The 26,671-nt window shown below is 69.3% G+C and carries 23 protein-coding genes; 11 read left to right on the forward strand and 12 right to left on the reverse strand.

Annotated features, from left to right (window positions below):
• Positions 1 to 52 precede the first annotated feature (52 nt).
• Positions 53 to 1,012 carry a L,D-transpeptidase family protein gene (locus AC3B5T_RS14905; protein ID WP_051129776.1) on the forward strand — a complete coding sequence of 320 codons (960 nt, stop codon included), beginning with the start codon at positions 53 to 55 and terminating at the stop codon, positions 1,010 to 1,012.
• Between the two features lie 410 nt (positions 1,013 to 1,422).
• On the opposite strand, the gene AC3B5T_RS14910 is transcribed toward AC3B5T_RS14905, so the two are convergent.
• Both AC3B5T_RS14910 and AC3B5T_RS14915 read right to left on the reverse strand, forming a co-directional pair.
• Complete coding sequence (locus tag AC3B5T_RS14910) at positions 1,423 to 2,373, reverse strand: universal stress protein (protein ID WP_488357648.1); 951 nt, start codon at positions 2,371 to 2,373, stop codon at positions 1,423 to 1,425.
• 82 nt (positions 2,374 to 2,455) lie between these two features.
• On the reverse strand, positions 2,456 to 3,103 hold the full coding sequence (locus AC3B5T_RS14915; protein WP_055474972.1) for a response regulator: 648 nt from the start codon (positions 3,101 to 3,103) through the stop codon (positions 2,456 to 2,458).
• Between the two features lie 173 nt (positions 3,104 to 3,276).
• Between AC3B5T_RS14915 and AC3B5T_RS14920 the strand changes: the two genes are divergently transcribed.
• Complete coding sequence (locus AC3B5T_RS14920; protein ID WP_014926168.1) at positions 3,277 to 5,001, forward strand: sensor histidine kinase; 1,725 nt, start codon at positions 3,277 to 3,279, stop codon at positions 4,999 to 5,001.
• On the opposite strand, the gene AC3B5T_RS14925 is transcribed toward AC3B5T_RS14920, so the two are convergent.
• The 5 genes from AC3B5T_RS14925 to glpX form a co-directional block, all read right to left on the reverse strand.
• The gene (locus AC3B5T_RS14925) at positions 4,998 to 5,276 is read right to left on the reverse strand and encodes a hypothetical protein (protein WP_010841832.1); all 279 of its coding nucleotides are present in this window, start codon (positions 5,274 to 5,276) and stop codon (positions 4,998 to 5,000) included. The two genes, AC3B5T_RS14920 and AC3B5T_RS14925, sit on opposite strands and share 4 nt — an antisense overlap.
• A gap of 22 nt (positions 5,277 to 5,298) precedes the next feature.
• A complete protein-coding gene (locus AC3B5T_RS14930; RefSeq protein WP_488357649.1) occupies positions 5,299 to 5,988 on the reverse strand; it encodes a PIG-L deacetylase family protein in 690 nt (229 codons plus the stop codon).
• Positions 5,989 to 5,993: 5 nt separating this feature from the next.
• Positions 5,994 to 7,409 (reverse strand): class II fumarate hydratase, encoded by a 1,416-nt coding sequence (locus AC3B5T_RS14935; protein WP_488357650.1) that lies wholly within the window; start codon positions 7,407 to 7,409, stop codon positions 5,994 to 5,996.
• A 7-nt stretch (positions 7,410 to 7,416) separates the two neighbouring features.
• Positions 7,417 to 9,114, reverse strand: a complete 1,698-nt coding sequence (locus AC3B5T_RS14940) for a fumarate hydratase (RefSeq protein ID WP_055474971.1) — start codon at positions 9,112 to 9,114, stop codon at positions 7,417 to 7,419.
• A gap of 196 nt (positions 9,115 to 9,310) precedes the next feature.
• The gene (glpX, locus tag AC3B5T_RS14945; RefSeq protein ID WP_010841836.1) at positions 9,311 to 10,306 is read right to left on the reverse strand and encodes a class II fructose-bisphosphatase; all 996 of its coding nucleotides are present in this window, start codon (positions 10,304 to 10,306) and stop codon (positions 9,311 to 9,313) included.
• Positions 10,307 to 10,440: 134 nt separating this feature from the next.
• Between glpX and AC3B5T_RS14950 the strand changes: the two genes are divergently transcribed.
• Together AC3B5T_RS14950 and AC3B5T_RS14955 are read left to right on the forward strand one after the other, a co-directional pair.
• On the forward strand, positions 10,441 to 11,019 hold the full coding sequence (locus AC3B5T_RS14950; protein WP_014926171.1) for a DUF4245 domain-containing protein: 579 nt from the start codon (positions 10,441 to 10,443) through the stop codon (positions 11,017 to 11,019).
• A 57-nt stretch (positions 11,020 to 11,076) separates the two neighbouring features.
• A complete protein-coding gene (locus AC3B5T_RS14955; protein ID WP_055474872.1) occupies positions 11,077 to 11,397 on the forward strand; it encodes a hypothetical protein in 321 nt (106 codons plus the stop codon).
• Here AC3B5T_RS14955 and AC3B5T_RS14960 read toward each other — a convergent pair whose 3' ends face one another.
• Genes AC3B5T_RS14960 through AC3B5T_RS14970 form a run of 3 tightly spaced genes read right to left on the reverse strand, consistent with a single transcriptional unit; the run spans position 11,398 to position 13,669 of the window.
• A complete protein-coding gene (locus AC3B5T_RS14960; protein WP_010841839.1) occupies positions 11,398 to 11,643 on the reverse strand; it encodes an exodeoxyribonuclease VII small subunit in 246 nt (81 codons plus the stop codon). It abuts the gene before it with no gap.
• On the reverse strand, positions 11,640 to 12,977 hold the full coding sequence (gene xseA, locus AC3B5T_RS14965) for an exodeoxyribonuclease VII large subunit (protein ID WP_488357651.1): 1,338 nt from the start codon (positions 12,975 to 12,977) through the stop codon (positions 11,640 to 11,642). The genes AC3B5T_RS14960 and xseA overlap by 4 nt, the downstream gene beginning before the upstream one ends.
• Entirely contained in the window at positions 12,974 to 13,669 is a 696-nt protein-coding gene (locus AC3B5T_RS14970; RefSeq protein WP_488357652.1) for a lipid droplet-associated protein, read from the reverse strand. The genes xseA and AC3B5T_RS14970 overlap by 4 nt, the downstream gene beginning before the upstream one ends.
• Positions 13,670 to 13,721: 52 nt before the next feature.
• Between AC3B5T_RS14970 and AC3B5T_RS14975 the strand changes: the two genes are divergently transcribed.
• A complete protein-coding gene (locus AC3B5T_RS14975; RefSeq protein WP_035717097.1) occupies positions 13,722 to 14,675 on the forward strand; it encodes a 4-hydroxy-3-methylbut-2-enyl diphosphate reductase in 954 nt (317 codons plus the stop codon).
• A gap of 37 nt (positions 14,676 to 14,712) precedes the next feature.
• Here AC3B5T_RS14975 and mycP read toward each other — a convergent pair whose 3' ends face one another.
• Positions 14,713 to 16,110 (reverse strand): type VII secretion-associated serine protease mycosin, encoded by a 1,398-nt coding sequence (mycP, locus tag AC3B5T_RS14980; protein ID WP_488357653.1) that lies wholly within the window; start codon positions 16,108 to 16,110, stop codon positions 14,713 to 14,715.
• Entirely contained in the window at positions 16,110 to 17,663 is a 1,554-nt protein-coding gene (gene eccD, locus AC3B5T_RS14985; protein WP_035717098.1) for a type VII secretion integral membrane protein EccD, read from the reverse strand. The genes mycP and eccD overlap by 1 nt, the downstream gene beginning before the upstream one ends.
• A 97-nt stretch (positions 17,664 to 17,760) precedes the next feature.
• Between eccD and eccCa the strand changes: the two genes are divergently transcribed.
• From eccCa to AC3B5T_RS15015, 6 genes are all read left to right on the forward strand, one after another.
• Positions 17,761 to 21,840: a type VII secretion protein EccCa gene (gene eccCa / locus AC3B5T_RS14990; protein WP_488357654.1), complete on the forward strand. Its 4,080-nt coding sequence runs from the start codon at positions 17,761 to 17,763 to the stop codon at positions 21,838 to 21,840.
• A gap of 12 nt (positions 21,841 to 21,852) precedes the next feature.
• Positions 21,853 to 23,229 carry a type VII secretion-associated protein gene (locus AC3B5T_RS14995; RefSeq protein WP_488357655.1) on the forward strand — a complete coding sequence of 459 codons (1,377 nt, stop codon included), beginning with the start codon at positions 21,853 to 21,855 and terminating at the stop codon, positions 23,227 to 23,229.
• 214 nt (positions 23,230 to 23,443) lie between these two features.
• The gene (rplM, locus tag AC3B5T_RS15000; RefSeq protein ID WP_010841847.1) at positions 23,444 to 23,887 is read left to right on the forward strand and encodes a 50S ribosomal protein L13; all 444 of its coding nucleotides are present in this window, start codon (positions 23,444 to 23,446) and stop codon (positions 23,885 to 23,887) included.
• Entirely contained in the window at positions 23,884 to 24,429 is a 546-nt protein-coding gene (rpsI, locus tag AC3B5T_RS15005) for a 30S ribosomal protein S9 (protein WP_010841848.1), read from the forward strand. The genes rplM and rpsI overlap by 4 nt, the downstream gene beginning before the upstream one ends.
• Before the next feature lie 2 nt (positions 24,430 to 24,431).
• Complete coding sequence (gene glmM, locus AC3B5T_RS15010; protein WP_010841849.1) at positions 24,432 to 25,778, forward strand: phosphoglucosamine mutase; 1,347 nt, start codon at positions 24,432 to 24,434, stop codon at positions 25,776 to 25,778.
• Positions 25,775 to 26,479 (forward strand): HAD family hydrolase, encoded by a 705-nt coding sequence (locus tag AC3B5T_RS15015; RefSeq protein ID WP_055474865.1) that lies wholly within the window; start codon positions 25,775 to 25,777, stop codon positions 26,477 to 26,479. The genes glmM and AC3B5T_RS15015 overlap by 4 nt, the downstream gene beginning before the upstream one ends.
• Positions 26,480 to 26,671 lie beyond the last annotated feature (192 nt).

Consider the following 26,671-nt stretch of genomic DNA (forward strand, 5'->3'; position numbering starts at 1 on the left):
TGACTCACGCACTCTTGCGCGCTGTCACACTGATGTGGTGCAGAAGTTACTGATGAGGCAATTGAGACTGCTGGGACTACTGGTGATCGCGGTACTCGCCGCGACTGTCGGCGGTGCAGGCCAGGCGCTCGCCGCCCCGGAGACGACTACACCGGAGACACCCCCGCCGGGTGCGGGGGCGGCGCCGGGCTCGGGAATCCCTCTTCTCGACGGAATTCTCGATCAGCTGGCAGGCGGGACGGGCTCGGCCGACGGAACCGATGGCACCGGGACGGCCGGGCCGACGAGCCAGATGATCGTCGTGACGGCGCCGAGGGCATCCGACACCACCGCCACCCTGACGGCTTTCGACCGAGGCGCCGACGGCAGCTGGAAACCGGTCATCGGCCCGACGAAAGCGTTCCTCGGATCGTTGGGTATGGGCGAGCCGAAGGACAACGTCCACCGGACGCCGCAGGGCACCTTCCCGCTCGACCAGGCTTTCGGTCGCGCCGCGAACCCCGGGACCAAGATGCCCTACCTGAAGGTCGACCAGCAGGACTGGTGGGACTCGAACATGAAGTCGCCCACCTACAACACCCACGTGCGGCAGCCGCAGAGCCCTGGTGGCGACAGCGAGAACCTGTACAACTCCGGGCCGGTCTACGACTACGCGGTCAACATCGCGCACAACCCGCAACGGACCCCGGGCCGGGCCTCGGCGATGTTCCTGCACGTCACCAACGGTGAGCCGACCATGGGCTGCGTCGCGATCGACCGTGAACTGATGAAGCAGATCCTCGTGTGGCTCGACCCGGCGAAGAACCCCAAGATCACCATCGGCGTCAACCAGGGGGCACCCGCGGGCGAGGCGCCCGGAGCGACCCCTCAGACCGCTCCGGGCACGACGCCCCCGGGGACGACACCACCCGCTACGTCGGGTGTCCCGGGTGCCGATGTCCTGACCGGACTGCTCTCGCAGCTCGTCGGTGTGGTTCCCGCGCTCTTCGGACTCGGCGGTCAGGCGGGCTGACTGCTCGTCGAGCCGGGACTACGAACTCGAGAGGATTGCCCGGGCGCATCGGCACCCGGGGCACCACGTGGCCCCGGAGCCGATGTCCCAGCCGTTGACCCGGGCGAGGTTGTCCAGATCGGACCGGCGCAGGGGAGCGCGGACGGTGAATCTCCGTCCGCAGCTGTCGCAGTCACGGTCGACGGGCGGCCGTTCGGTTTCCACGGGTGCGGAAACAACTGTCATCGCGAAGCCTTCTGTGTAGATCTTTCGGTCAGTTGATCGTTCTGTCGCTTGACCGGGTGTCGGGTCGCTCGTCCCAGGGGCCTCCCCTCTCCTCGGACGAGCGACCATTCCAGTGTCGGAAGATGTGATGCAGATCTCAAGGGTCGAATGACACACAGTTCGGCGGTGGTCCCGCCGAAGCGGTGTCACCGGTCGTGCGGAACGATCAGAACCGGGCACCGGGCCCGCTGGAGAACGGCGAGCGTCGTCGACCCCACCAGCATGCGGTCGAAGCCACCGCGGCCGCGGGCACCGACCACCACCAGTTGCGCGGCCTGCGCGTGATCGAGCAATGCCCGCGCCGGGCGATCCCGCACGATCGCACATCGGACCCGGACCGCCGGATGGTCGTGTCGCAGCCCGGTGAGCTCGTCGTCGAGCCACGTCGCCACGGTGGCGCGTAGGGCCCGCCAGGCGAGCCCGTGCTCGGGGGAGGGCGCTGTCGGATCGACATCGGACCCGTCGGAGTCGCGCCAGGCATGGACGACCGTGACGGGGACGCCGCGAACCGCCGCCTGCTCGAAGGCGGACGTCGCCGCGAGGCGGCTCGCGGGTGACCCGTCCACCCCGACCACCACCGCGGCCGACGTCCGCTCCGGCGGGGTCGAACCCGGGTCGCGGATCACGGTCAACGGGCACCGGGAGTGCTCGGCGAGTGCGAGAGCGACCGACCCCAGTGCCACGCGGTCGCCCGCGCGATGGCCTCGATTGCCGACGACCAGCACCCTCGCCGCCGACGAGGCCTCGAGCAGAGTGGGTATCGGAGGTGCGCATTCCACCCGCGTCGCGATCCGGACGGGCGACTCCGCAGCCGCACCGCTCGACTCCCTGATCGCACGGTTCGATTCGGACAAGGCCCGCTCGGCCCGCCTTCGCAACGGATCGAGCGAGTGCGGGCTCTCGGCGACGAGGCCGGCCGACGGACAGGCGGCGGAGATGAGTTCGACCGGCGAATGGTGCAACAGGGCATCGCGAGCGGCCCAGCACGCCGCCGCCCGGGCGGTGGCCGAACCGTCGATCCCGACGATCGTGGACGCAGTCAACGCGGCTGCCCCCTCCGCAGGTCGCACACCGGTGACCCCATGGGGTCCATTCATCGAGTACACACCCGGGGTGATGTGTCGCACATGCGCCAAAGATCCCGCACATCGAGGACCAAGGACCCATGCGCGGCGTGGTTCAGCGGCGTCGTTCGCGATTCGCGGACTTCGCCGCGTACACCGCCGCCTGGGTCCGCCGTTCCATCCCGAGTTTGCCGAGCAGTCGCGAGACGTAGTTCTTGACCGTCTTCTCGGCGAGGTGCATCCGCGCGGCGATCTGTCGGTTCGTCAGACCCTCCCCGAGCAGGGCGAGGAGCGTGCGGTCCTGCTCGCTGAGGCCGTCGTGGGGCGGTTCTTCGGCATCCTGCCGGGCGCGCAGTCGATCCATCAGCGCCGCGGCGGCGCGGTTGTCCAGCAGGGACCGCCCTGCTCCGACCTCGGCGATCGCTCGCGCGAGTTCCATTCCGGTGATGTCCTTGATGACGTATCCGCTGGCGCCGGCCAGGATGGCGTCCATCATCGCCTCGTCATCGGTCAGGGAGGTCAGCATCAGGCAGTGCAGGCCGTCGACACTGCTCAACAGCTCCCGGCACAGCTCGATGCCGCTGCCGTCGGGGAGTCGGACGTCGAGCACGGCGACATCCGGGCGTACCGCCGGTACCCGGGCCAGCGCCTGCGCGACGGTGGCGGCCTCGCCGACCACCTCGAGATCGGGGTCGGACTCGAGCAATTCGACGAGACCCCGTCGGACGATTTCATGGTCGTCGACCAGGAAGACCCTGATCATGCCGTCTCCCTCCGGCATCGGACACCTGCATCGAATTGTAAGACTTTCCGATCGCATTTCGTAAATGTCCGCACGCCTAACTAATCGAGAAGATTCTCGTCGTATGGCGCGTGGGAGCGCGACGTTGGACCGAAGTTGCGCGGTGGAATTCGTGCCTGACTATGATCCGAGAGATGGCTTCCGAATTCTCGGAACTCGACCCGAGATCGCTCGAATTGCAGAAAGCGCTGTCGCAGATGCGTTTGCGCGAGCTGCTCGACGAGGTCGCCGACCGGGTCGGCCAGATCGCCGACGTGCGTGATCAGACCGATGGACTCCTTCAGGCGATGCTCGTCGTCAGTTCCGGACTCGATCTGGAAACCACACTCGAATCGATCGTGGCGTCGGCGATCCGGCTGGTCGACGCGGAGTACGGCGCACTCGGCGTCCTCGGGCGCGGGCACCACCTGTCTGCCTTTCTGTCGCAGGGCATCGACGACGAGACCCGCGTGCGCATCGGAAGGCTGCCGACCGGCGGCGGCGTCCTCGGACTGCTCATCGACCGACCCGAACTGCTGCGCCTTCCCGACCTCTCCGAGCATCCCGAATCCGTGGGGTTCCCCCCGAACCACCCGCCGATGACGAGTTTCCTGGGTACACCCATCCGGGTCCGTGACGAGATCTTCGGCAATCTCTATCTGACGGAGAAAAGGAACGGCGGCGTCTTCACCGAGGACGACGAGGTGGTGATCCAGGCTCTGGCGTCCGCGGCCGGGATCGCGATCGACAACGCCCGCCTCTACGAGCAGGCGCAGAACCAGCTGGCCTGGATCGAGGCCAACCGCGATGTGATGACCGAGCTGCTGACCGGCGCCGATCACCAGGACGTTCTCGAGGAGATCGCTCGCAAGGTGCTGAGCCTCGCCGAGGCCGATCTCGTCTTCATCGCCGAGCCCCACGACACCGAGGAGCCCGTCGAGTCGATCGACGAACTCGTGATCACCGTGGCCGAGGGCACCGAGGGCCACGTCTTCCGCGGCCAGAGCATCCCCATCGTCGGGTCGACGTCGGGGACCGCATTCGTCCAGCGACGCCCCGTTCTGCGTGAGCACCTGGAATACGACATCGGCGATTCGTCGACGCGCTTCGGGCCGGTGATGGCCGCGCCGCTGCGCACGGTCGACTCCACCCGGGGCGTGCTGATCGCCATGCGGGCCGAGGGGCGAGAGCCCTTCACGCGGGACCTCTTGGAGCTCAGCGCGGACTTCGCCGACCAGGCCGCTCTGGCCATGCAGCTGGCCACTGCCACGCTGCAGACCCATCAGATGCGTGTCCTCGAAGATCGCGAGCGGATCGCCCGTGACCTCCACGATCACGTGATCCAGCGGATCTTCGCCGAAGGACTCAGTCTGCAGGCGACGCTGCAGCGCACCCATTCACCCGATGTCCGTTCGCGCCTCACCCGCTCCATCAACAATCTGCAGGACATCGTCCAGGAGGTACGGACGACCATCTTCGATCTGCAGGCCGAGGACATGATGATCACCCGGCTGCGGCAGCGCGTGCAGGAGGCCATCGACCAGCAGATCGACGATCTGCCGATTCAGGTACACGTCCGGACGTCGGGCCCGCTGTCGGTGGTGGCGCCGCCGCTGGCCGAGCACGTCGTCGCGGTCACGCGGGAAGCGGTGAGCAACGTCGTCAAGCATGCCCGGGCCACGACCGTGACGGTGTCGCTCGCGATTGCCGACGAACTCGTCGTCGAGGTCGTCGACGACGGCATCGGGCTGCCGGCCGATGTGACGCCGAGCGGCCTCCGCAATCTCGCCCTCCGGGCCGAGAAGCTCGGTGGTTCGTTCACGCTGACCACGCCACCGAACGGCCGTGGTCTGGCACTGCGCTGGTCGGCGCCCCTCTAGGGTGCGTCGGCGTCGGCCGGCAGCCGCCAGGCCGATGTGCGCTCGGACAGCCATGCCACCGAGTGCAGTCCGGTCAGCACCCCGAACAGGACGAGAAGCCAGACCGACAATCCGATGAGTGCGCACACGGTGAATGCGGCGAGCAGTGCGACGAGAACGGATGTGAGAGTGATGACGGTCCCCCTGTCGGAGCGGATTCCTCCGGCGGCGTGCGGAGAAGTGGACCCCCACACCATCCACCGACGGCTCGCCTGGCGGGAGAGGCCGAAGGTCACCGATGCGCAGGGCCAAGGAACATCAGCCGGTGTGGCCCCTCTTCAGTTCGAAGCCGGCCACGTGGCCGTGGGGATCATCGGTGCGTGGGGCTGTCGCCATCTCGATCTGCGCTCGTGCCTGGTCGAGGACCGGGGTGTCGGGATCCAGGACGGAGAGGTAGCGGTCGTGCGCGGCCAGCGCGTGGACAGCCGTGTCGATCTGATCCTCGACGTCGACGCCGTGGGTCGCCGCCGGACCGTTCTCGAACAACCACGACGGTGGGGACTCCAGGGCGTCGTAGGCGTCGAGCACGGCCGCGGCGAACTCCATGTGATCGCGCTGGTTGGGCATTCCCGGCGCCCACTCGGGACCCCCGAACAGCGAGACGATCACCTGCGGGCGGACGCGTTCGACGGTCTCGGCGATCTTGGCCCGCAACTCGGGGACGTTGCGGATGTCGCTGTCGGGGAAACCCCAGAACTCGACCTCGTCGACGCCGACGATCGAGGCGGACGCGCGCTGCTCCGCTTCCCGGAGGGGCCCGCACTCGGCGGGTGAGAGACCCTCGATGCCCCGCTCACCGCTCGAGGCCAGCGCGTAGACGACGCGTCTGCCCTCGCTGGTCCATCGGGCGACGGCGGCGGCCATCCCGTACTCGGGATCGTCGGGGTGGGCGACGAGCACGAGTGCGGTCTGCCAGTCGGTGGGGAAGTCAAGCAGCTGCGCCGCCACGGTTCTCAGCGCTCCCGCTCGAGATTGGCCATCTTCAACACGTCGAGCCGGGCGTCGAGTTCGGCCTCGGTCAGCGTGTCGCCGACCAGCCCGCGATCCATGACGGTCTCGCGAATCGTCTTGCCCTCCTTGAGGGCCTGCTTGGCCACGGCGGCCGCCTCCTCGTAACCGATGGCGCTGTTGAGCGGGGTGACGATGGAGGGTGAACTCTCCGCGAGGGTGCGCAATCGCTCGGTGTTGGCCTGCAGGCCGGAGATGCAGCGATCGGCGAACAGCCGCGAGACGTTGGCGAGCAGTTTCAGGGACTCGAGGACGTTGCGGGCCATCATCGGGATGTAGACGTTGAGTTCGAAGGCGCCGTTGCCGCCGCCCCACGTGACCGCGGCGTCGTTGCCGATGACCTGCGCCGCCACCTGTGTGACCGCCTCGGGCAGAACGGGATTGACCTTGCCCGGCATGATGGAGCTGCCCGGCTGGAGGTCGGGGAGGAGGATCTCGCCGAGTCCGGTGAGCGGACCGGAGCCCATCCAGCGGACGTCGTTCGCGATCTTGGTCAGCGACACCGCGACCGTCTTGAGCTGGCCGGAGAGTTCGACGAGCCCGTCGCGGGCCGCCTGCGCCTCGAAGTTGTCCTTCGCGAGCGTCAGGGCCTCGACGCCGGTCAGCCGCACGAGTTCGGCGACCACCTTGGTGCCGAAACCGTCCGGCGCGTTGAGGCCCGTGCCGACGGCGGTGCCGCCGATGGGCAGTTCGCCGACGCGGGGGAGGGTGGCGGTGATGCGCTCGATGCCCGCCTCGACCTGGCGTGCATAGCCGCCGAACTCCTGGCCCAGCGTGACCGGCACGGCGTCCATCAGATGCGTGCGGCCGCTCTTGACGACCTCACGCCATTCGGTTGCCTTGTCGCTCAACGCCTTCTGCAGATGCTCCAGCGCCGGGATCAGGTCGGTGACCGCGGCTTCGGTGGCGGCGACGTGCGTCGCCGTCGGGAAGGTGTCGTTCGACGACTGTGACATGTTGACGTGATCGTTGGGATGGACGTCCACGCCGCGTGACTTGGCGATCGACGCGATGACCTCGTTGGTGTTCATGTTCGAGCTGGTGCCCGAACCGGTCTGGAACACATCGATCGGGAACTGGTCGTCGTGGCGGCCGTCGGCGATCTCGGTGGCCGCGGCGACGATGGCATCGGCTTTCTCCGGGTCGAGGAGACCGAGGTCGGCATTGACCGTGGCGCAGGCCGCCTTCAGCAGTCCCATCGCACGGATCTGGGTCCGCTCGAGCGGCCGTCCGCTGATCGGGAAGTTCTCGACGGCGCGCTGCGTCTGGGCCCGCCACAGGGCGTCGACGGGTACCTGCACCTCGCCCATGGTGTCGTGCTCGGTGCGGTACCGCTGCTCATTGCCCTGTGCTCCGGTCATCGGTGTCCTACTCCTTCGATCGAATCCTTATGCCGCTCAGCGGGACGTTCACGGCCCCGCTCGGGTCGGTGAAAAAGTCGTTGCCCTTGTCGTCAACAACGATGAACGCGGGAAAATTCTCGACCTCGATCTTCCACACGGCCTCCATGCCGAGCTCGGGGTACTCGATGATCTCCTGGCTCTTGATGCAGTCGAGCGCCAGACGCGCCGCGGGTCCGCCGATCGAGCCGAGGTAGAAACCGCCGTGCGAGCCGCACGCATCGGTGACCTGCTTGGACCGATTTCCCTTGGCCAGCATGACCATCGAGCCGCCGGCCGCCTGGAACTGCTCGACGTAGCTGTCCATCCGGCCGGCCGTCGTCGGCCCGAACGATCCGGAGGCCATGCCCTCGGGGGTCTTCGCCGGTCCCGCGTAGTAGACGGGGTGGTCGCGGAGGTAGTCGGGCATCGGTTCGCCGGCGTCGAGGCGCTCCTTGATCTTGGCGTGCGCGATGTCTCGCGCGACGACGAGTGGCCCGGTCAGCGACAGGCGGGTCTTGACCGGGTACTGCGAGAGCTGGGCGAGGATCTCCGGCATCGGACGGTTGAGGTCGACCTCGACCACCTCGCCGCCCGAGATGTCCTCGGCCACACCGGCTGCGGGCATGTACTTGGCCGGATCGGTCTCGAGCTGTTCGAGGAAGACGCCGTCGGCGGTGATCTTGCCGAGTGCCTGACGGTCGGCCGAACACGACACCGCGATCGCGACCGGGCACGACGCGCCGTGGCGGGGCAGCCGCACGACACGCACGTCGTGGCAGAAGTACTTGCCGCCGAACTGCGCACCGATACCGAAGGACTGGGTCAGCTTGAACACCTCGTCCTCGAGTTCGAGGTCACGGAAACCGTGCGCCGACATCGAACCCTGCGTGGGCAGGTTGTCGAGGTAGTGCGCTGACGCGTACTTGGCGGTCTTGAGCGCGAATTCGGCTGAGGTGCCGCCGATCACGACGGCAAGGTGGTACGGCGGGCACGCCGCGGTGCCGAGCGAGCGGATCTTCTCGTCGAGGAACTTCAGAATGCTCTTCGGGTTCAGGATCGCCTTGGTCTCCTGGAACAGGAACGACTTGTTGGCACTGCCACCACCCTTGGCCATGAACAGGAACTTGTACTCCGGCCCCTTGGGTCCCTGTTCGGTGGCGTAGATCTCGACCTGGGCGGGCAGGTTGGAGCCGGTGTTCTTCTCTTCGTAGGTCGTCAGCGGGGCGAGCTGCGAGTAGCGCAGGTTGAGCTGGGTGTAGGCGTCGTAGACACCCCGGGAGATGGCCTCGGCGTCGTCGGTGCCGGTCAGCACCCCTTCACTCTTCTTGCCCATCACGATCGCGGTGCCGGTGTCCTGACACATCGGCAGGACGCCCCCCGCGGAGATGTTGACGTTCTTCAGCAGGTCGAGCGCGACGAACCGGTCGTTACCCGAGGCCTCCGGGTCGTCGATGATCTTGCGCAGCTGCGCGAGATGAGCCGGGCGCAGGTAGTGGCTGATGTCGTGCATGGCCTCGGCGGTGAGCCGCCGGATGGCCTCCGGGTCGACCTGCAGGAAAGTTCGGCCGCCGGCGGTGAAGGTGGACACACCGTCGGCGGTGATCAACCGGTACGGGGTCTCGTCGGCGCCGGTGGGGAGCAGATCGGAGTAGAGAAACTCGGGGGCTGAGGCTGGTTTACTCACGGACCGCATCGTATCGCCCGCCCGAACGGCCCCACGCCACAGGTTGACTCGTGAAGTCGCCGGGGTCGGGACATCTCGGCCCGCTCGCTTCGCTCCCGGCACCGGGACATCTCGGCCCGCTCGCTTCGCTCCCGGCACCGGGACATCTCGGCCCGCTCGCTTCGCTCCCGGCACCGGCATGGGGCCGAATCGGGTCTCAGAGATCGATGCGGGAGTAGCCGCGGAGCTTGGCCGGCTTGTGAACGGCCTCGATGCGACGGACGGTGCCGGACTTCGAGCGCATCACCAGCGACCGGGTCGTCGCCCCGTTGGGTCGGTAGGTGACGCCGCGCAGCATGTCACCGTTGGTGACCCCGGTGGCGCAGAAGAAGGCGTTCTCGCCGCTGACGAGGATGTCATTGGTCAGCACGCGGTCCAGGTCGTGGCCGGCGTCGAGGGCCTTCTGCCGCTCTTCGTCGTTGCGCGGCCACAGCTTGCCCTGGATCTCGCCGCCCATGCACTTCATCGCCACCGCGGTGATGATGCCCTCGGGGGTGCCGCCGACGCCCATGAGCATGTCGACGGTGGAGTAGTCGTCGGCGGCCGCGACCGCACCGGCGACGTCGCCGTCGGAGATGAGGCGGATCTTGGCGCCGGCCGCCCGGATCTCACCGATGAGATCGGCGTGGCGGGGACGGTCGAGGACGATGACCGTCAGATCGGCGACGTCGATGCCCTTCGCCTTGGCGACCGAGTTGATGTTCCACTCGACGGACTCGTTGATGTTGATGGCGCCCTTGGCGTCGGGGCCGACGGCGATCTTGTCCATGTAGAACACGGCCGACGGGTCGTACATGGTGCCGCGTTCGCTGACCGCGATCACCGAGATCGAGTTGGGGCGTCCCTCGGCCATCAGGGTGGTGCCGTCGATGGGGTCGACGGCGACATCGCAGTCGGGTCCCTCGCCGTTGCCGACCTCCTCGCCGTTGTAGAGCATCGGCGCCTCGTCCTTCTCGCCTTCGCCGATGACCACGACACCGCGCATCGACACCGACGAGAGCAGCTCGCGCATCGCGTCGACCGCTGCGCCGTCACCGCCGTTCTTGTCGCCCCGGCCGACCCAGCGCCCGGCCGCGAGTGCAGCCGACTCGGTCACGCGGACCAACTCCATCGCGAGGTTGCGGTCCGGGGCCTGGTGGGTGCTGACGGTCATGGGCAATCGACTCCTCTGTACGGCGCTGGTTGCCTGGGCGGCGCCGAGTGATCGTGGCGGTGGTCTCGAAGACCATCCTTGCATGTCACACCGGCCATTCGGTCAGTGACCCTGCTGGTGGGATACTCGGCGCCATGGCAGACAAACCCCGCATCCTGATCAACGGTAAGGACATGTTCTGGTCGTTGGTGCCGTTGCTCGCGCTGTGTGCGTTGGTGCTGATCGCCTCGGGGAACTGCTCGGTCGGGGCGTCCAAGGACGTGGCCGACAGCAAGCTGCCGCCGTTCGACGTGGTCAGCGCACTGAACGCGGATGCCAGTCAGCTGGCGTTCCCGATCCGCCGCCCGCCGACACCGGAGGGATGGCGACCCAACTCGGGTTCGTCGGACGCGATCGAGGGACACCGGGTCAGCACGGTGGGGTGGCTGAGCAGCAGCGGCGCCTACGTACAGCTCAGCCAGTCCGATGCGCCGGAGGACGTGCTCGTGCCCTATCTGGGCGGCAACGGAGGTGACTTCGGCGACATCTCCGGCACCGGTACCCGTCAGGCGGGCGGGCGCCAGTGGGTGACCTACGAGACCGCGGAGGGCAAGAAGTTCTGGATCACCGATCTGGGCGACGTGCGCATCGCGGTGCTGTCGCGGGGCAACGATGCCGACATCGAGACGATCGCGTCGTCGGTCGTCACCCAGGCGCCGTTGCAATTGGGGTAGCGCACTACTCGTGAGAACCGGGTCCCGAGTTCCTAGCGTCGTCTCCAGGAGGCGCTCATGGCTGGGGGATCTGGGTTCGGCCCGCACTTCGTGTGGGCGAGGCTCGCGTTGGTCGCGGTCCTGGTGCCATTGGTGGTGACCGTGCCGGTGCAGAGCGTCGGCGCGACCGTGAACCGGACCGCGCCGATCGCGGCGACCGCACCCGATCCGGGCGTCGTCGGGCCGACCTCCGACGACGCCGTCGGGTGGCCGCTTTCCTCCCCGGTGAGGGGCGGGGAGGATCGGCGGCCTGTCCTCGCGCGAGCCGGTGCGCGCCCGACCGCCGAACATGCCCGCGTCAGCGCCCTCGACCACGACCTGCTCGCGCGGTTCGAGTGATCAGTCGTCGTCCTCATCGCCGGGATCGGCGCCCTTGTCGGTGATCGCCGCCTCGATGCGCGTCCGGGCCCCGCGCAGGTGTTCCTCGCAGCGCGTGGCGAGGGCCTCTCCGCGTTCCCAGAGCGCGAGCGAGGCGTCGAGATCGAGCCCGCCGTGCTCGAGGGTGGTGACGATCTCGGCGAGCTCGTCCCGTGCCTCCTCGTACCCGAGTTCCTGGATGGGAGTGGATGTCTCGTCGGTGCTCACGCGTCTCCTCCGTCTTCGTGCGCGTTCGTCGGTTCGGTCGCGCTGCCCGTCCGGGATCGTGCGCGGGAGCGGCGTGCGGCGGGCCCGTCGACCCGGGCGGTCGCGGCGCCGTCGGCGACCCGGATCCGCACCTGCGCACCCGGCGGCAGGTCCGCGAGGGTGCCGACCACATGCGGGGAATCGGTGTCGGTGCGCTGCACCACCGCGTAACCGCGCGCCAGGGTCTGCGCGGGACCGAGGGTCGACAACCGCGCGGCGAGGTGCTCGCTGCGACGCTCCTCGGAATCTATGTGGCGCAACACATCCCGCCGCAATACGCGGACCAGTTCGGCCACCCGCGCGGCTTCGGAGTCCACCAGCACCCCGGGACGGGCGAGCACCGGACGCGCCCGGAGCGCCGCCACGACGCCGGACTCCCGCCGGACCCAGTTGCGCAGCGCCTGCGCACTGCGGCGGCGCAGGTCCGCGATGCCGGCGAGCTCGGCCTCGACGTCGGGGACCACTCGTTTGGCGGCGTCTGTGGGGGTGGCCGCGCGCAGATCCGCGACGAAATCGAGCAACGGATTGTCCGGTTCGTGCCCGATCGCGCTGACGACCGGCGTCCGGCACCGCGAGACCGCGCGCAACAGCGCCTCGTCGGAGAAGGGGAGCAGGTCTTCGACGCTGCCCCCGCCGCGCGCGATGATGATGACCTCGACATCCGGGTGTGCATCGAGTTCGGCGAGATGGGTGAGGATGCGGGCGACGGCCGTCGGGCCCTGCACGGGGGCTTCCCGGATGTCGAAACGGACGTCCGACCAGCGCGCGGTGGCCACGCTCACCACGTCGTGCTGCGCGGCGCTCGCCCGCCCGCTGATCAACCCGACCACCCGCGGCAGGAAGGGCAGGGGCCGCTTGAGGCGCGAATCGAAGAGGCCCTCGGCGGCCATCAGCTGGCGCAGTCGTTCGATCCGCAACAACAACTCGCCGATGCCCACCGCCCGGATCTCGCTGACGCGCAGGGACACCGTGCCGCGGCCGGTGTAGTAACTCGGTCGGCCCAGGACCACCACGGAACTGCCGTCGGTCAGCGGAACCTCGGTGCGCGCCAGTAGATCCGGGCTGCACGTCACCGAGATCGAGATGTCGGCGGCGGGATCGCGCAGGGTGAGGAACGCGGTCCGGGTGCCGGGTCGCCGGCTGATCTGGGTGACCTGCCCCTCCACCCAGATCTGTCCGAGCCGGTGGATCCAGTCGGCGATCTTGGTGTTGACCGTCCGGACCGGCCACGGGTGCTCGGCCGAGTTCGGCGAGGAGGAACGTCGCGGTGTGTCGCTCGTGTCGGCTCCGGTCACGCTTCGGTGGAGCGCTTGTTCTGCGCGGCGATCCGGTTCTCGAGCATCGTCACGAACGGCGCGCGGGCACGACCGGCCTTCTCGTAGTCGACGAGCGCGATCAGGTCTTCGATGGCGACCGTCCGGAGCCGGGCGCGCAGTTGCGCGAGGGTCAGGGTGTCGTAGTCGATGAGTTCGACGATCTCGGGTCCCGAACCGTCGGACGACGTGACCGCCTCGGTGCCCGGCACCTCGGCCGCGACGGCCTCGTCGGGGGTGGAACTGTACAGCGCGAACCGACCCGCGTCGGCTCGCGGCGGCGCGACGAGATCGGCGTCGGTGGCCGCCTCTTCGACCTCGTCGTCGATGGTGGTGGGGCCGGGTGTGGTCGGTGCTGGGGTGGTCGGTGCGGGACTCGGTGCCTTAGCGGCGGGGGCGGGCGGCGAGACCGGTGCGGGGCTCTCCGGCTCGTCCTCGTCGAAGCGCGCCCACTCGGGCTGTTCGTCGGGCCGGTCGAAGAACATCTCCAGGGCGGCGTCGCCCTTGATGGCCAGTTCGGCGATGTTCTGTTGCGCCCGCATGCCGGCCTGAAGGGTCTGGCTGACCGCGGTCATCGGCAACGTGATGAGCAGGGCCGGGAGTTTCCGCGTCTCCTCGAGGGCGGTGACGATCAGACCAGCGGCTATCCGGGCAGGGTACGGTGCGCGATCCATGCCAACACTCTGCCATCACGAGCAACGTCGCGTAACCCGTACCCTGGGAAGCATGTCTGAGACGAAGCGTGTCCTCCTCGCCGAACCCCGCGGCTACTGCGCTGGTGTCGACCGTGCGGTGGAGACGGTCGAGCGTGCCCTCGACAAGCACGGCGCTCCCGTCTACGTGCGCAAGGAGATCGTGCACAACCGGCACGTCGTGGAGACCCTCGCCGAGCGCGGGGCGATCTTCGTCGGGGAGACCGACGAGGTGCCCGAGGGCGCGATCGTCGTGTTCTCCGCGCACGGCGTCTCCCCGCTGGTGCACCAGACCGCCGCGGAGCGCAACCTGCGGACCATCGACGCGACCTGCCCGCTGGTCACCAAGGTCCACCAGGAGGCCAAGCGGTTCGCGCGCGACGACTACGACATCCTGCTGATCGGCCACGAGGGCCACGAGGAGGTCGAGGGCACCGCCGGTGAGGCTCCCCAGCACATCCAGCTGGTCGACGGCCCCGACAGCGTGGAGTCGGTGACGGTCCGCGACGAGTCGAAGCTCGTCTGGCTGTCGCAGACCACGCTTTCGGTCGACGAGACGATGGAGACCGTCCGGCGTCTCCGGGAGAAGTTCCCGCTGCTCAACGACCCGCCCAGCGACGACATCTGCTACGCCACCCAGAACCGCCAGGTGGCGGTCAAGGCCATGGCGCCCGAGTGCGATCTGGTGATCGTCGTCGGATCACAGAACTCGTCGAACTCGGTACGACTCGTGGAAGTGGCCCTGCAGGCCGGCGCGAGGGCAGGCCACCTGGTCGACTATGCGCGTGAGATCGACGAGTCGTGGCTGGACGGTGTCACAACCGTCGGCGTCACCTCCGGCGCGTCGGTGCCCGAGGTCCTGGTCCGCGGCGTCCTGGACTACCTGGCCGAGCGCGGCTACGGCACGGTCGAGACCGTCAACACGGCCAACGAGACCCTCACCTTCGCGCTTCCGCGCGAGCTGCGCCCGGCACGCACGTCGAGCTGACGCCGCGCCGCCCGCATTCCCGCGGTGGCCGCGAGCGTCAGAACTCGTCCGGGTCGAGCTTGCGCACCCGCCGATGAGGTAACGCGATCGCGAGCACCGCTGCGATGACGATCGCCGCGACGACGCTGCCGATGACCGCGACGTCGCGGGCGGTGTGATCGGGCGGCTGCGCAACCGGCGGGGCGGCGATCGGCGCCGAAGCGCGGTCCGGCTGGTCCTCGACGGGCAACTCTGCAGTCAGGGCGGCGACCGGGTCGACGACGCCGTGGCCGATTCGCTGATCGCGGCCGGTACCCGGCGAATGCGCTGTCTCGATGATGCGGTCCATCACCTCGCGCGCGGACAGCTCGGGGAATCGCGAGCGGATCAGCGCGGCGGTACCGGCCACATACGGCGCGGCGAAACTCGTGCCGATCAGGGGAACCGGTCCGGCGTCGCTCTCCTGCGCCGACGCCAGTCGTCTCGAGCCGCGGCGGCTGTCCAGGCTCACGATGTCGGTCCCCGGGGCCGCGACGCTCACCCACGGCCCGTGCAGGCTGAAGTCGCTCGGGGAGCCGGTGTCGGCGTCCACGGAGCCCACTGTCAGCACATACGGCGAGTACCACGCGGGGCTGGCGATGGTGGAGACCGACCGCCAGCCGTCGGGGTCGTCGGCGGCGGGGGCCGGGTTCTGGTTCTGGCAGGCGCCGTCGCGGGTCAGGTTGCCGGCCGCGACGACCACCACGACGTCGCGCTCGTAGGCGTGGCGGATGGCCGCGCCGAGTGCGCGATCGTCGACCGAGCCCGACGCCGGGGCACACGCCACCTCGGAGATGTTGATGACGGTGGCGCGTAGATCGACCGCGCGCACGATCGCGTGGGCGAGCGTCCGGACCGACCCGTACCCGGACCCGACCACCGGCGCGCCGTCGTCCCGTGTGCGGTCGTCTTTCTTCCGGAAGGCGCTGCTCGACTGGCGGATGGCGATGACGGAGGCTGCGGGCGCCACCCCGGCGAATGCGTCGGAGGCGCTCGGACGTGCTGCGATGATGCCGGCCACCAGGGTCCCGTGTGCATCGCAGTCGTCGAGTCCGTTGCCACCCGAGACGTAGTCGCCGCCGGCGACGACACGGCCGAGCCGCGGATGCGGTGTGACGCCGGTGTCGATGACCGCGACCCGCTGACCCTGCCCGCGGCTGAACCGCCAGGCTTCCGGGAGATTCATCATCGACTGCGCCGCAGTCGGTTTCGACACATTACGAGTCAGTTCCGCGGTGTTGCACAGGTGGCTCTGCTCGGTCGGTTCCGGCGGGGCGACCGGGGCCGACCGGATCAGGGCGCCGGGGTCGATCCGCGGCGGGGTCACCGCCGCGGCCGGCGATGCCGACGTCCCGACCAGCGCCGCGACCAGGGCCGTCGCGAACAACCCTGCGCTGCGGGTGCGCATGCCGCGCATCAGATCTCGCGGACGATTCGATACAGGTCGAGCAGCCAGAGCAGCAGGGGCACGATGAGCGCGACGAGGATGTACTCGCCGATCTCCGCCCAGCGCCGCATCACGGGGGAGAAGTCCTGGTTCGGAGCGGCGACGCCGAAGACGAATGCGGCGATCACGACGACGACGCCGAGTGCGAAACCGATGACCGGCCATCGGTCGTCGCCGAAGGCGAGACCGGTGATCAGCGTGATCACCACGAGCGATCCGCCGACGATGAGGATTCCGGCCTGGAACAGGTCGCTGTGGGAGCGGCCCCGCAGGCACAGCACGACGCCGATGATCGCGGCGTAGATGGCGTTGCGCCACTCGAATCCGGCGAGCGGGGAGGCGGTGAGGACCGCCGCGATGGCGGTGACCGCGGTCAGCCCGCCGACGATACCGGTCAGATAGGCATTGGCGAGATAGGAACGACGTTCCAGCGCATCGGCTTTGGGGAGTGCGGTCGCGCCGATCGCCCCGATGCCCTCGATGGCCGGGCGCGGTTCGATGTCCTTGACGTCGATGGCGGCACCGGCCGTCGGGACCGGGGGCAGTGGGAGTTTGGCGAGCAGGATGGTGGTGCGGGGCGCGAGTCCGATCAGGAGCAGGCCGACCGCGGCGATGACGGCGGCGACGTCGGGCACCGGTGCATCGATGAGGAGTCGGGCCCCGGCGCCGGCCGCGCCGAGCAGCGCCGCGCTGGTCACGGCACTGTGCGCGGTGGCGCCGACGGCGGTCATGCGGTAGCCGACGACGGCGGCCACCAGCGTGAACGCGAACCCCAGCGTCAGATGCGCGGCGCCGAACTGCCCGGGCGTGAGGATCATCCCGGTCACGAACGCCATCGGTGCGGCGCACAACGACAGGACGGTTGAACTCTGTTCGTCGCGGTAGTAGCGGGACACGATGGTCGAGGCGGTGACGAATCCGACGACCGCCAGGCCCGAGAGGCCCGCGAACCACAGGGCGCCGGTGTCGGCCCGGACCGCGGCCAGCGATGCCGCCGCCGCGACCGCGGCGACGAGAGCCAGTGCGTAACCGACTCGTCGGGCGGCCGCCGCGGTCCAATCGACGAACTGGGATTCGTTCAACCGGGCGACGGCGTCGACCACGTCGTCGAAGAGCACCGGGGACTCCCCGGTGCGCGTCGAGGTCAGCAGCAGCAGGTCGCCGTCGCGGATGCCCGACTCGGACAGCGACCTGTGCAGCGGGAGCGGTTCCTGTCCGACGAGGGCGAGGGTCCACTTGTTCTGGCGATCGTGCGGGCGTCCGGGGTTGCGCGCGTCGGCGTCGGGATCGTCGGGGTCCGACCGAGTGGGATTGCGCGACTCGATCTGCGCCACGAGGTCGCCGATGAGTCCCGCGATGGGGATGCCGGCGGGCAGGCCGACGTCGAGCTGGGTGTTGCCGCCCAGTACCGACACCCGTACGAGCTGAGGTTCGACGGCCGCCTCGCCCCGCCGACGGTCCCCGGTGTCCGCACCGGCAGCGGTGGTCGGGTACCCCGGCGCGAATCCGTCCACAGACGTCATCAGGTCAATCCTCCCCCTGGGTTCAGCAGCTAACATAGCCAACCTCAGCGGGTTCGACCGCCTGGGGATACACAGCGCGACATGTCAGGGGGGACGTGTGGTCACCACGACCGAGGGATTTGTGCGTCGGCCGCGCATCACGCCGCCGCGCACGCCCGGCGGCGAGGTCAACATCCAGGCGCCGCCGGACGTGCCCCGGGTGGTGCCGGGCAGTCTCCTGATGAGGCTGCTCCCGGTGGTGATGGTCGTCGCGGTGGTCGGCATGGTGTCGCTGATGGTCGTCACCGGTGGACGCAACATCCTGTCCAACCCGCTGTTCATGATGTTCCCGCTGATGATGCTGATGTCGATGTTCGGCATGTTCGCCGCGGGCGGGCGCGGCGGCGGCAAACGCGCGGGCGAACTCAACGAGGAGCGCAAGGACTACTTCCGCTACCTCGGCCAGCTGCGCAGTCAGGTCTTCGAGACGGTCGACAACCAGCGCGCGGCGCGCACCTGGAGTCACCCGGATCCGCGAGCGCTGCTCGACGTGATCGGCAGCAGGCGGATGTGGGAGCGGCGCCCCAGCGACGCCGACTTCGCCCATGTGCGAGTGGGTGTCGGCGTCCAGCGCCTGGCCACTCGGCTCATGCCCCCGGAGACCGGACCCCTCGAGGACATCGAGCCGGTGTCGATGGTGGCCCTGCGCCGATTCGTGCGCACACATTCCGCGGTGTACCGCCTGCCGACCTCGATCTCTTTGCGCGGCTTCCCGGCTGTCAACATCGAGGGTGCCCGGCAGGAGACCCGCGAGCTCATCCGGTCGATGATCGTCGAGTTGTGCGCATTCCACGGTCCCGATCACCTGCACATCGGCATCGTCACCGGTGACCCCGCGGGGGAGGCCTGGGACTGGGCGAAATGGCTTCCGCACGTGGGACATCCGACGCTCCGGGACGGTGTCGGCGCGATGCGGATGATCTACCCGACGCTGGCCGACCTGGAGAACTCGATGGCCGCCGACCTCTTGGAGCGCGGCCGGTTCAGCCGGTCCGCGCCGCCGAACGCCAACCGCGCGCACCTTGTGGTGATCATCGACGACGGTTATGTCGCCGGCGACGAACGGATCATCAACGACGCGGGCATGGAGGGGGTCACGATCCTCGACCTGACCGCGCCGCCGGACGGTCTCGCGGCGCGACGCGGTCTGCAACTCGTCGTCCGCGGCGGCAAGGTCTCGGCGCGAAGCGCGGCCGGCGTCGAGGAGTTCGCCGACATGGACTCGCTCACGATCCCCGAGGCCGAGGCGATCGCCCGGCGCATGGCGCGCTATCGGCTCGCCACCGCCGCGACGCTGGCCCACCTCGAGTCGGAGGCGACCTCGGCCGACCCGGGCCTGCCCGCGCTGCTGGGCATCGACGATGCGGCGCGGTTCGATCCCGCCACCGCCTGGCGCGGGCGGACGGGCCGGGAGCGCCTGCGCGTGCCGATCGGGTACACGCCGACCGGGGCCCCCGTCGAGATCGACATCAAGGAGAGCGCACACGGTGGCATGGGTCCGCACGGGCTGTGTATCGGCGCCACCGGATCGGGGAAGTCGGAGTTCCTGCGCACTCTCGTGCTGGCCATGCTGGCGACCCATTCGCCGTCCGAGCTGAATCTCGTACTCGTCGACTTCAAGGGCGGCGCGACGTTCCTCGGTCTGGAATCCGCTCCCCACGTCGCCGCGATCATCACCAACCTCGAGCAGGAACTGTCGATGGTCGACCGCATGAAGGACGCACTCTCCGGTGAGATGAACCGGCGCCAGGAGGTGCTGCGCGCGGCGGGCAACTACGCCAATGTCGCCGACTACGAGCGCGCACGCGCATCCGGGGTGCGCCTCGATCCGCTGCCCGCACTGTTCATCGTCGTCGACGAGTTCTCCGAACTGCTCGCGCAGAAGCCGGATTTCGCCGAGCTGTTCGTCGCGATCGGCCGCCTGGGCCGCTCGCTGCACATCCACCTGCTCCTCGCCTCGCAACGTCTGGAAGAAGGCAAGCTCCGTGGTCTGGACTCGCACCTGTCCTACCGGATCGGTCTGAAGACCTTCTCCGCCAACGAGTCCCGGTCGGTTCTCGGTGTTCCCGACGCGTACCACCTGCCGAGTGTTCCGGGTTCGGCGTACCTCAAGTGCGACTCGGCCGACCCGATCCGGTTCAACACGTCCTACGTGTCGGGGGCCTACTACTCGCCGACGGTCACCGAATCGTCGGACCCGGGCACCACCGCGTCGCCGGGGCGCGGGAACCTGAAAGTGTTCACCGCGCTTCCGGTCCCGCTGGACGAGGGTGCGTCCCGGTCCCTGCTCGACCAGGCCGAGAGCCTGCTCGACGAGGAACCGCCCGCTCCCGAGGCGCCCGCCGACTTCGAACCCGTCTCGGCGCCGGTGCCCACTCTCATGGAGACGATCGTCGAACGCATCGCAGGCGCCGGCCCGCCCGCCCACCGCGTCTGGCTGCCGCCGCTGGACTCCTCGCCGACCGTCGAACACCTTCTCGGCGAGCGGGATTGGTCCCACCCGGCGGAGCCGGGCGATCTCACCGTCCCGATCGGCATCGTCGACCGGCCCTACGACCAGCGACGTGACCCGCTGGTCATCGACCTCGCGGGCGCCGCGGGCAACGTGGCGGTGGTCGGCGGTCCGCAGTCGGGCAAGTCGACGACTCTGCGCACGATCATCATGTCGGCCGCGGCGTCCCACACGCCCGAGCAGGTGCAGTTCTACTGTCTGGACTTCGGCGGCGGCAGTCTGGCCGGCCTCGCCGGACTCCCGCATGTCGGTTCGGTCGCCTCGCGCGGCGACATGGACGCCGTCCGCCGCACGGTTGCCGAGGTCGCGGCCGTGGTCCGGTCCCGCGAACTGCTGTTCACCCGCCTGGGGGTCGAGTCGATGCGCGACTACCGGGCCCGTCGCGCGTCCTGGTTCCGGTCCGGCGTCACCTCGTCGGCGGCCGACCCGCTGGCCCAGGATCGGTTCGGGGACGTGTTCCTCGTCCTCGACGGCATGAACGTGCTGCGTACGGAACTGGAATCGCTCGAGGAACAGATCACCGCGATCGTGGCGCAGGGGTTGAGCTACGGCGTCCACGTCATGGTCACCGCGTCCCGGTGGGCCGAGGTGCGCCCGGCCGTCCGCGATCTCATGGGTACCCGGATCGAGCTGCGGCTGGGCGATCCGATGGATTCCGACATGGGCCGCCGCGCTGCCGCGCTGGTCCCGCAGAACCGTCCCGGTCGTGGTCTGACCGGGCAGGAACTGCACATGCTGATCGCGTTGCCGCGACTGGACCCGGTCAGCAGTGCCGAGTCGCTACCCGCCGGCGTCGCCCAGTCGGTGGAGAAGCTGACCGCCGCCTATCCGGGCCGTTCGGCGATGGCCGTGCGGAAACTGAGCACCGAGATCGACTACGCGTCGGTGCAGCGCGCCGTCGCCGACGCCGGGCTGACGCTGGCGCCCAACCAGGTGGCGATCGGTGTCGGTGAGCTCGAACTCGCGCCGGTGGTCCTCGACTTCACCGCGCAGCCGCATTTCATGGCGTTCGCCGACGTCGAGCACGGCAAGACCAACCTGCTGCGGACGATCGTCACCGGGCTGGTCGCCGGTGCCTCGCCGGAGCAGGTGCGAATCGTCTTCGTCGACTACCGCCGCACGATGCTGGGAATCATCGACGGCGATCATCTGGCCGGTTACGCGAGTTCGCCTGACCGGGCGGCGTCGATGATGACGGAGCTGGCGGCCTACCTGAAGAACCGGATGCCACCGGATGACGTGACGGTCGCGCAGCTGCGGGACCGCACCTGGCTCGAGGGCCAGCCTGAGGTGTATGTCGTGGTCGACGACTACGACATGGTGGTCACCTCGACGGGGAACCCGATGCTGCCGATCGTCGAACTGGCCTCCCATGCGCGCGACATCGGGCTGCACGTCGTGCTCGCCCGCCGTTCCGGTGGTCTGGGACGGGCGATGTTCGATCCGCTGATCGCCCGCCTCAAGGACCTGTCGTCGGACATCCTGCTGATGAGCGGGGACCGGGACGAGGGATTCATCACCGGACGGTCGCGCCTCCAGTCGCTCGTGCCCGGCCGGGGCGAGCTCGTGTCGCGGGTCCGGCCGCAGGAGATGATCCAGGTCGCCCATCTCCCGATCGGCGACTAGGTCGGGGCCGGGATGACTGGAGCGGGCGGGGCGCAGGGATCGGACGCGGGACCCGCGCACCTGACAGAACAGGGGAACCCCCGCCCGACCGTCGTCGATCTGGCGTTCGGGACGCCGCTGGTCTGGGAGCCGGACCTCGGTCTGCGGCGGGTGGATCGCGACGTGCGCACGTTGCTCGAGTCGGTGGACCAGACGAGCGTCGTGGTCGACGGTCGGCGCGATCACCTGCGGCAGGTGTGGCGGCGGGTCTTCGCCGATCTCGGCCTGCCCGCGGGACGACCGATGGTCGTCGGGCACCCGAGCACGTGGGGACCACGTCGTGCGTCGACTCTCGCCGATGTCGGCGACGCGCGCTCACCGGTGGAGCTGGTGCCGCGGGCGGTGCTCGTCGCAAGAAGCCATGCCGACCTGACCGTGCAGCGGTGTGCCGTCGTCGAGACCACCCATCTACCGCGGCCGCCCGCCGATCCCGCCCGTCCGCGTCCGTCGTGGTGGGACGTGCAGATCGTGGGTCGCGGTCCCGACGGGTGGGCCGTCGAGCGCTCCGGGGTCATCCGGCCCGGTCCCGGTGATCGGTCGCACTCCTCGGTCGTCGTCGACGGAATCGACGTCATCGACGACTCGGTCGAGGCGGTGTTCGTCGACGGGGATCGTCGCGACGAGGTGTCCGCGGCGATCGATCTCGTCTCGGCTCACGCGGTCGCGGGGCGGGTCGTCGCCGTCGACCGTGATCTGGGTGTCCGGCTCGGTCACCGCACCGGCGGCGCCGCCGATGACGCGGTGGCCCCCGTACGTGATCCCGGCCCGCCGGATGCGGTACCGGCAGGCGGTACACGCCGACGGCCACGATCACTGGTCGCCGCCGGCGTCGTGGCGGCTCTGGTCGTGAGCGGGGCGGTCGGGGTGGGGATCTGGCAGCGCGACCCCGCGTCGGGTACGTCGTCGACGGATGTCCGGCTCGGCCGCGCGACGCTGACCGTGCCGGGGGACTGGCGACAGGCCGAACAGGAAACCCCGACCGACGCGGCCGACGACCCGTCGACCACCCGCGCGGTGTTCGTGGACCCCGACGACGGCCGGCGCATCATCGCCGTCCTCACCGAGGTACGCGAGGGCTCCACGCCGGCGTCGGTGGCGGACAGCCTCCGAAATCGGATCGAGCAGCGTGGCGACGACGTGGTCACCGAGTTCTCCGCCACCACCCGGTTCGCCGGCCGCGATGTGATCGGCTACCGGGAGTCGCCGGCGTCGGGCGGGGCGATCCGCTGGTACGTCGTCGTCGACGACGGCCTGCAGGTCTCGATCGGCTGCCAGGCGGGTACCGCGGCCGAGCCCACCGACGCCGAATGCGCGGAGGCGGTGCGCAGTGTCCGGGTGTCGCCGTCGTAGGCGGGTGGCCGCCGGTGGCGGGGCCGGCGTCGGTGCCGACGCCGTCTGTTTTGACCCTGACCAGCACGGTCGCGTAGCCTGGATCGCTGGTGCTCGGCACCTGGTCCGCATCAGCGTGTCCAGGTCAGCGGAGGCCCGGGTCCCCACTGGTCGCCGGGAACAACCTCTGCCGTGCACCCGACCAGCACCCACAAGACAAGAGTTGAGGACAACTGTGCCTACCTACACCCCGAAGGCCGGTGACATCACGCGTACGTGGCATGTCATCGACGCCGAGAACGTGGTGCTCGGCCGGCTGGCCGTGCAGGTCGCGAACCTGCTCCGCGGCAAGCACAAGCCGACCTACGCCCCGCACATGGACGGCGGCGACTTCGTCGTCGTCATCAACGCGGAGAAGGTTGCGCTGACCAGCAACAAGGCGGATCGCAAGCTGAACTACACCCACTCGGGGCATCCCGGTGGCCTGAAGTCCCGCACCACGACCGAGCTGCTCGCGACCTACCCCGAGCGCGTCATCGAGAAGGCCGTCAAGGGCATGCTGCCGTCGACCAAGCTCGGCCGCGCCATGGCGTCGAAGCTGAAGGTCTACGCCGGCCCGAATCATCCGCACGCGGCCCAGCGCCCCGTCCCCTTCGAGATCAAGCAGGTGGCCCAGTGAGCAACGAGAACATCAACGACGCCGTCGAGGCCGTCGACGAAGCTGATGTCGCCGAAGCCGCGGCCGTCGAGGTCGTGGAGGCCGAGGCCGTCGAGGTCGCCGCTGACGACTACGAGACCGCCGCTGTCGAAGACGTGCGCGAGCCGATCGTCATCGATCGTCCGATCCAGACCGTCGGCCGCCGCAAGGAAGCCGTCGTCCGCGTCCGCCTGATGCCGGGCAACGGTGGGTTCACCCTCAACGGACGCTCGTTGGAGGAGTACTTCCCCAACAAGGTGCACCAGCAGCTCATCAAGGCGCCGCTGGTCCTCGTCGAGCGCACCGAGTCGTTCGACATCTTCGCCAAGCTCGTCGGCGGCGGCCCCTCGGGCCAGGCCGGCGCGCTGCGTCTCGCCATCGCGCGTGCGCTCATCGAGGTCACGCCGGAGGATCGTCCCGCCCTGAAGAAGGCCGGCTTCCTCACCCGCGACCCGCGTGCGGTCGAGCGCAAGAAGTACGGCCTCAAGAAGGCCCGCAAGGCGTCGCAGTACTCCAAGCGCTGATCTTGGCACGCCTTTTCGGAACCGACGGCGTCCGAGGCCTGGCCAACGCCGAGCTCACTCCCGAGCTCGCGTTGCGCCTGGCCTCGGCCGCCGCGGTCGTTTTCGCAGAGAGTTCGGCGACCGACTCCCACCGGCGCCCGCGTGCGGTGGTCGGACGCGATCCGCGCGCATCCGGCGAGATGCTGGAGGCCGCGGTGTGCGCGGGGCTGGCCGCCACCGGAGTCGACGCCATCTGCGTCGGCACCGTGCCGACCCCGGCGGTCGCGTTCCTGACCGCGGACTACCGCGCCGACTTCGGGGTGATGATCTCCGCATCGCACAACCCCATGCCCGACAACGGGATCAAATTCTTCTCCGCCGGCGGGCACAAACTCGACGACGACGTCGAGGACCGCATCGAGGCGGCGATGGGCGATGACCTCATCCGTCCGATCGGTGCCGCGGTGGGGCGCATCGTCGCGGCGCCCGACGCCGGCGACCGCTACCGGCAGCACCTCGCGCAGGCCATCGACACCCGGCTGGACGGGCTGACGGTGGTCGTCGACTGCGCGCACGGCGCAGCGTCGGAGCTCGCGCCGCTGGCCTACGCCGACGCCGGCGCGACCGTCATCGCGATCCACGCCGAGCCGGACGGTCTGAACATCAACGCCGACTGCGGGTCCACGCACATGGACAAGCTGCAGGCGGCGGTCCTCGAGCACGGAGCCGACCTCGGACTGGCGCACGACGGTGACGCAGACCGTTGTCTCGCAGTCGATTCCACCGGTCAGATCGTCGACGGTGATGCCATCATGGCCGTGCTCGCGACGTCGTTGAAGGATCAGGGAAGGCTTCGGGAGGACGTGCTCGTGGCCACGGTCATGAGCAATCTCGGACTGCACATCGCGATGCGTGACGCCGGGATCACCGTGCACACCACCGCGGTCGGGGACCGGTATGTCCTCGAGGAGCTGCGCCGGGGCGGTTATTCGATCGGCGGGGAGCAGTCCGGCCACATCGTCGTCCCGGGTTCGGGCACGACGGGTGACGGCATCCTGACCGGGCTGATGCTCATGGCCCGCATGGCCGCCACCACGGCACGCCTCGCCGACCTGGCCGGCATCGTCACCGTGCTGCCCCAGGAACTGATCAACGTGCGCGTGGCCGACAAGCATGCGGTGTCGCAGTCGCAAGCGGTCCGCGACGCGGTCGCGGTCGCGGAGACGGAACTGGGCGAGACCGGCCGAGTCCTGTTGCGGCCGTCGGGAACCGAGCAGCTCGTTCGCGTCATGGTGGAGGCCGCGACCGCCGACCAGGCGTTGTCGGTGGCCGGCCGTCTGGCCGAGGTCGTCCAGGGCGCGGGGGCATGACCGGTACGACGCCGCGGGCGGTGCTGTTCGACTTCTCCGGCACGCTGTTCCGCTTCGAGGCCCGCGACGAGTGGTTCGCCGACCTGCGCGACGACTCCGGCGCCGAGTTCGACCGTGACCGCCAGGCCGACATCATCCGGCGGATGGTCGCACCCGTCGGCCTGCCGGACGGCATAGTCGGTGACGATCGGCACGCCTGGGAATCCCGGGATCTCGATCCGGCGCTGCATCGAACCGGTTATCTGGCCCTGTTGCGTGCGGCGGGGATGAGTGACCCCGACCAGGCGAACTCGCTCTACAACCGAGTCCTCGATCCGTCGTCCTGGGTGCCGTTCGCCGACACCGTGGCGGTGCTCCGGAAGCTCGGTGCGGCACACGTCCCGGTCGGGATCGTCAGCAACATCGCCTTCGACCTGCGCAAGGTCCTGGCGCTGCACGACGTCGAGGACCTCGTGGGCGCGTTCGCGCTGTCCTACGAGGTGGGGGCGATCAAACCCGACCCCCGGATCTTCCACGCCGCCCTCGACCCGCTGGGTGTGCCGGCAGAGGAGGTGCTGATGGTCGGGGACAGCGAGACCGCCGACGGCGGTGCGCGTGCCCTCGGTTGCTCCTTCGCGCTGGTACACGACGTCCCGCCGGCCGACCGGCCCACTGCGTTGCTCGACGCGGTGACCTCGCACGGCGTCGAACTGCGCGGCTGAGTCCAGCCTGCGCCCGACGCGGGCACTGGCGGCACGGGCCCGCGTACGCGACAATTCCCTGCGGGTTCGCACACACACGGAACCGAACCGCGCCGTCCTGCGTCCAAGTGTGCAGGGTCCGAGTGTGCGGGGTCCGGATGTGCGGGGCTCACCAGGTGCGGGATCGCGGCGGACCGGCAGCGGTTCGGCTGA

This window comes from Gordonia sp. G4, assembly GCF_057770005.1.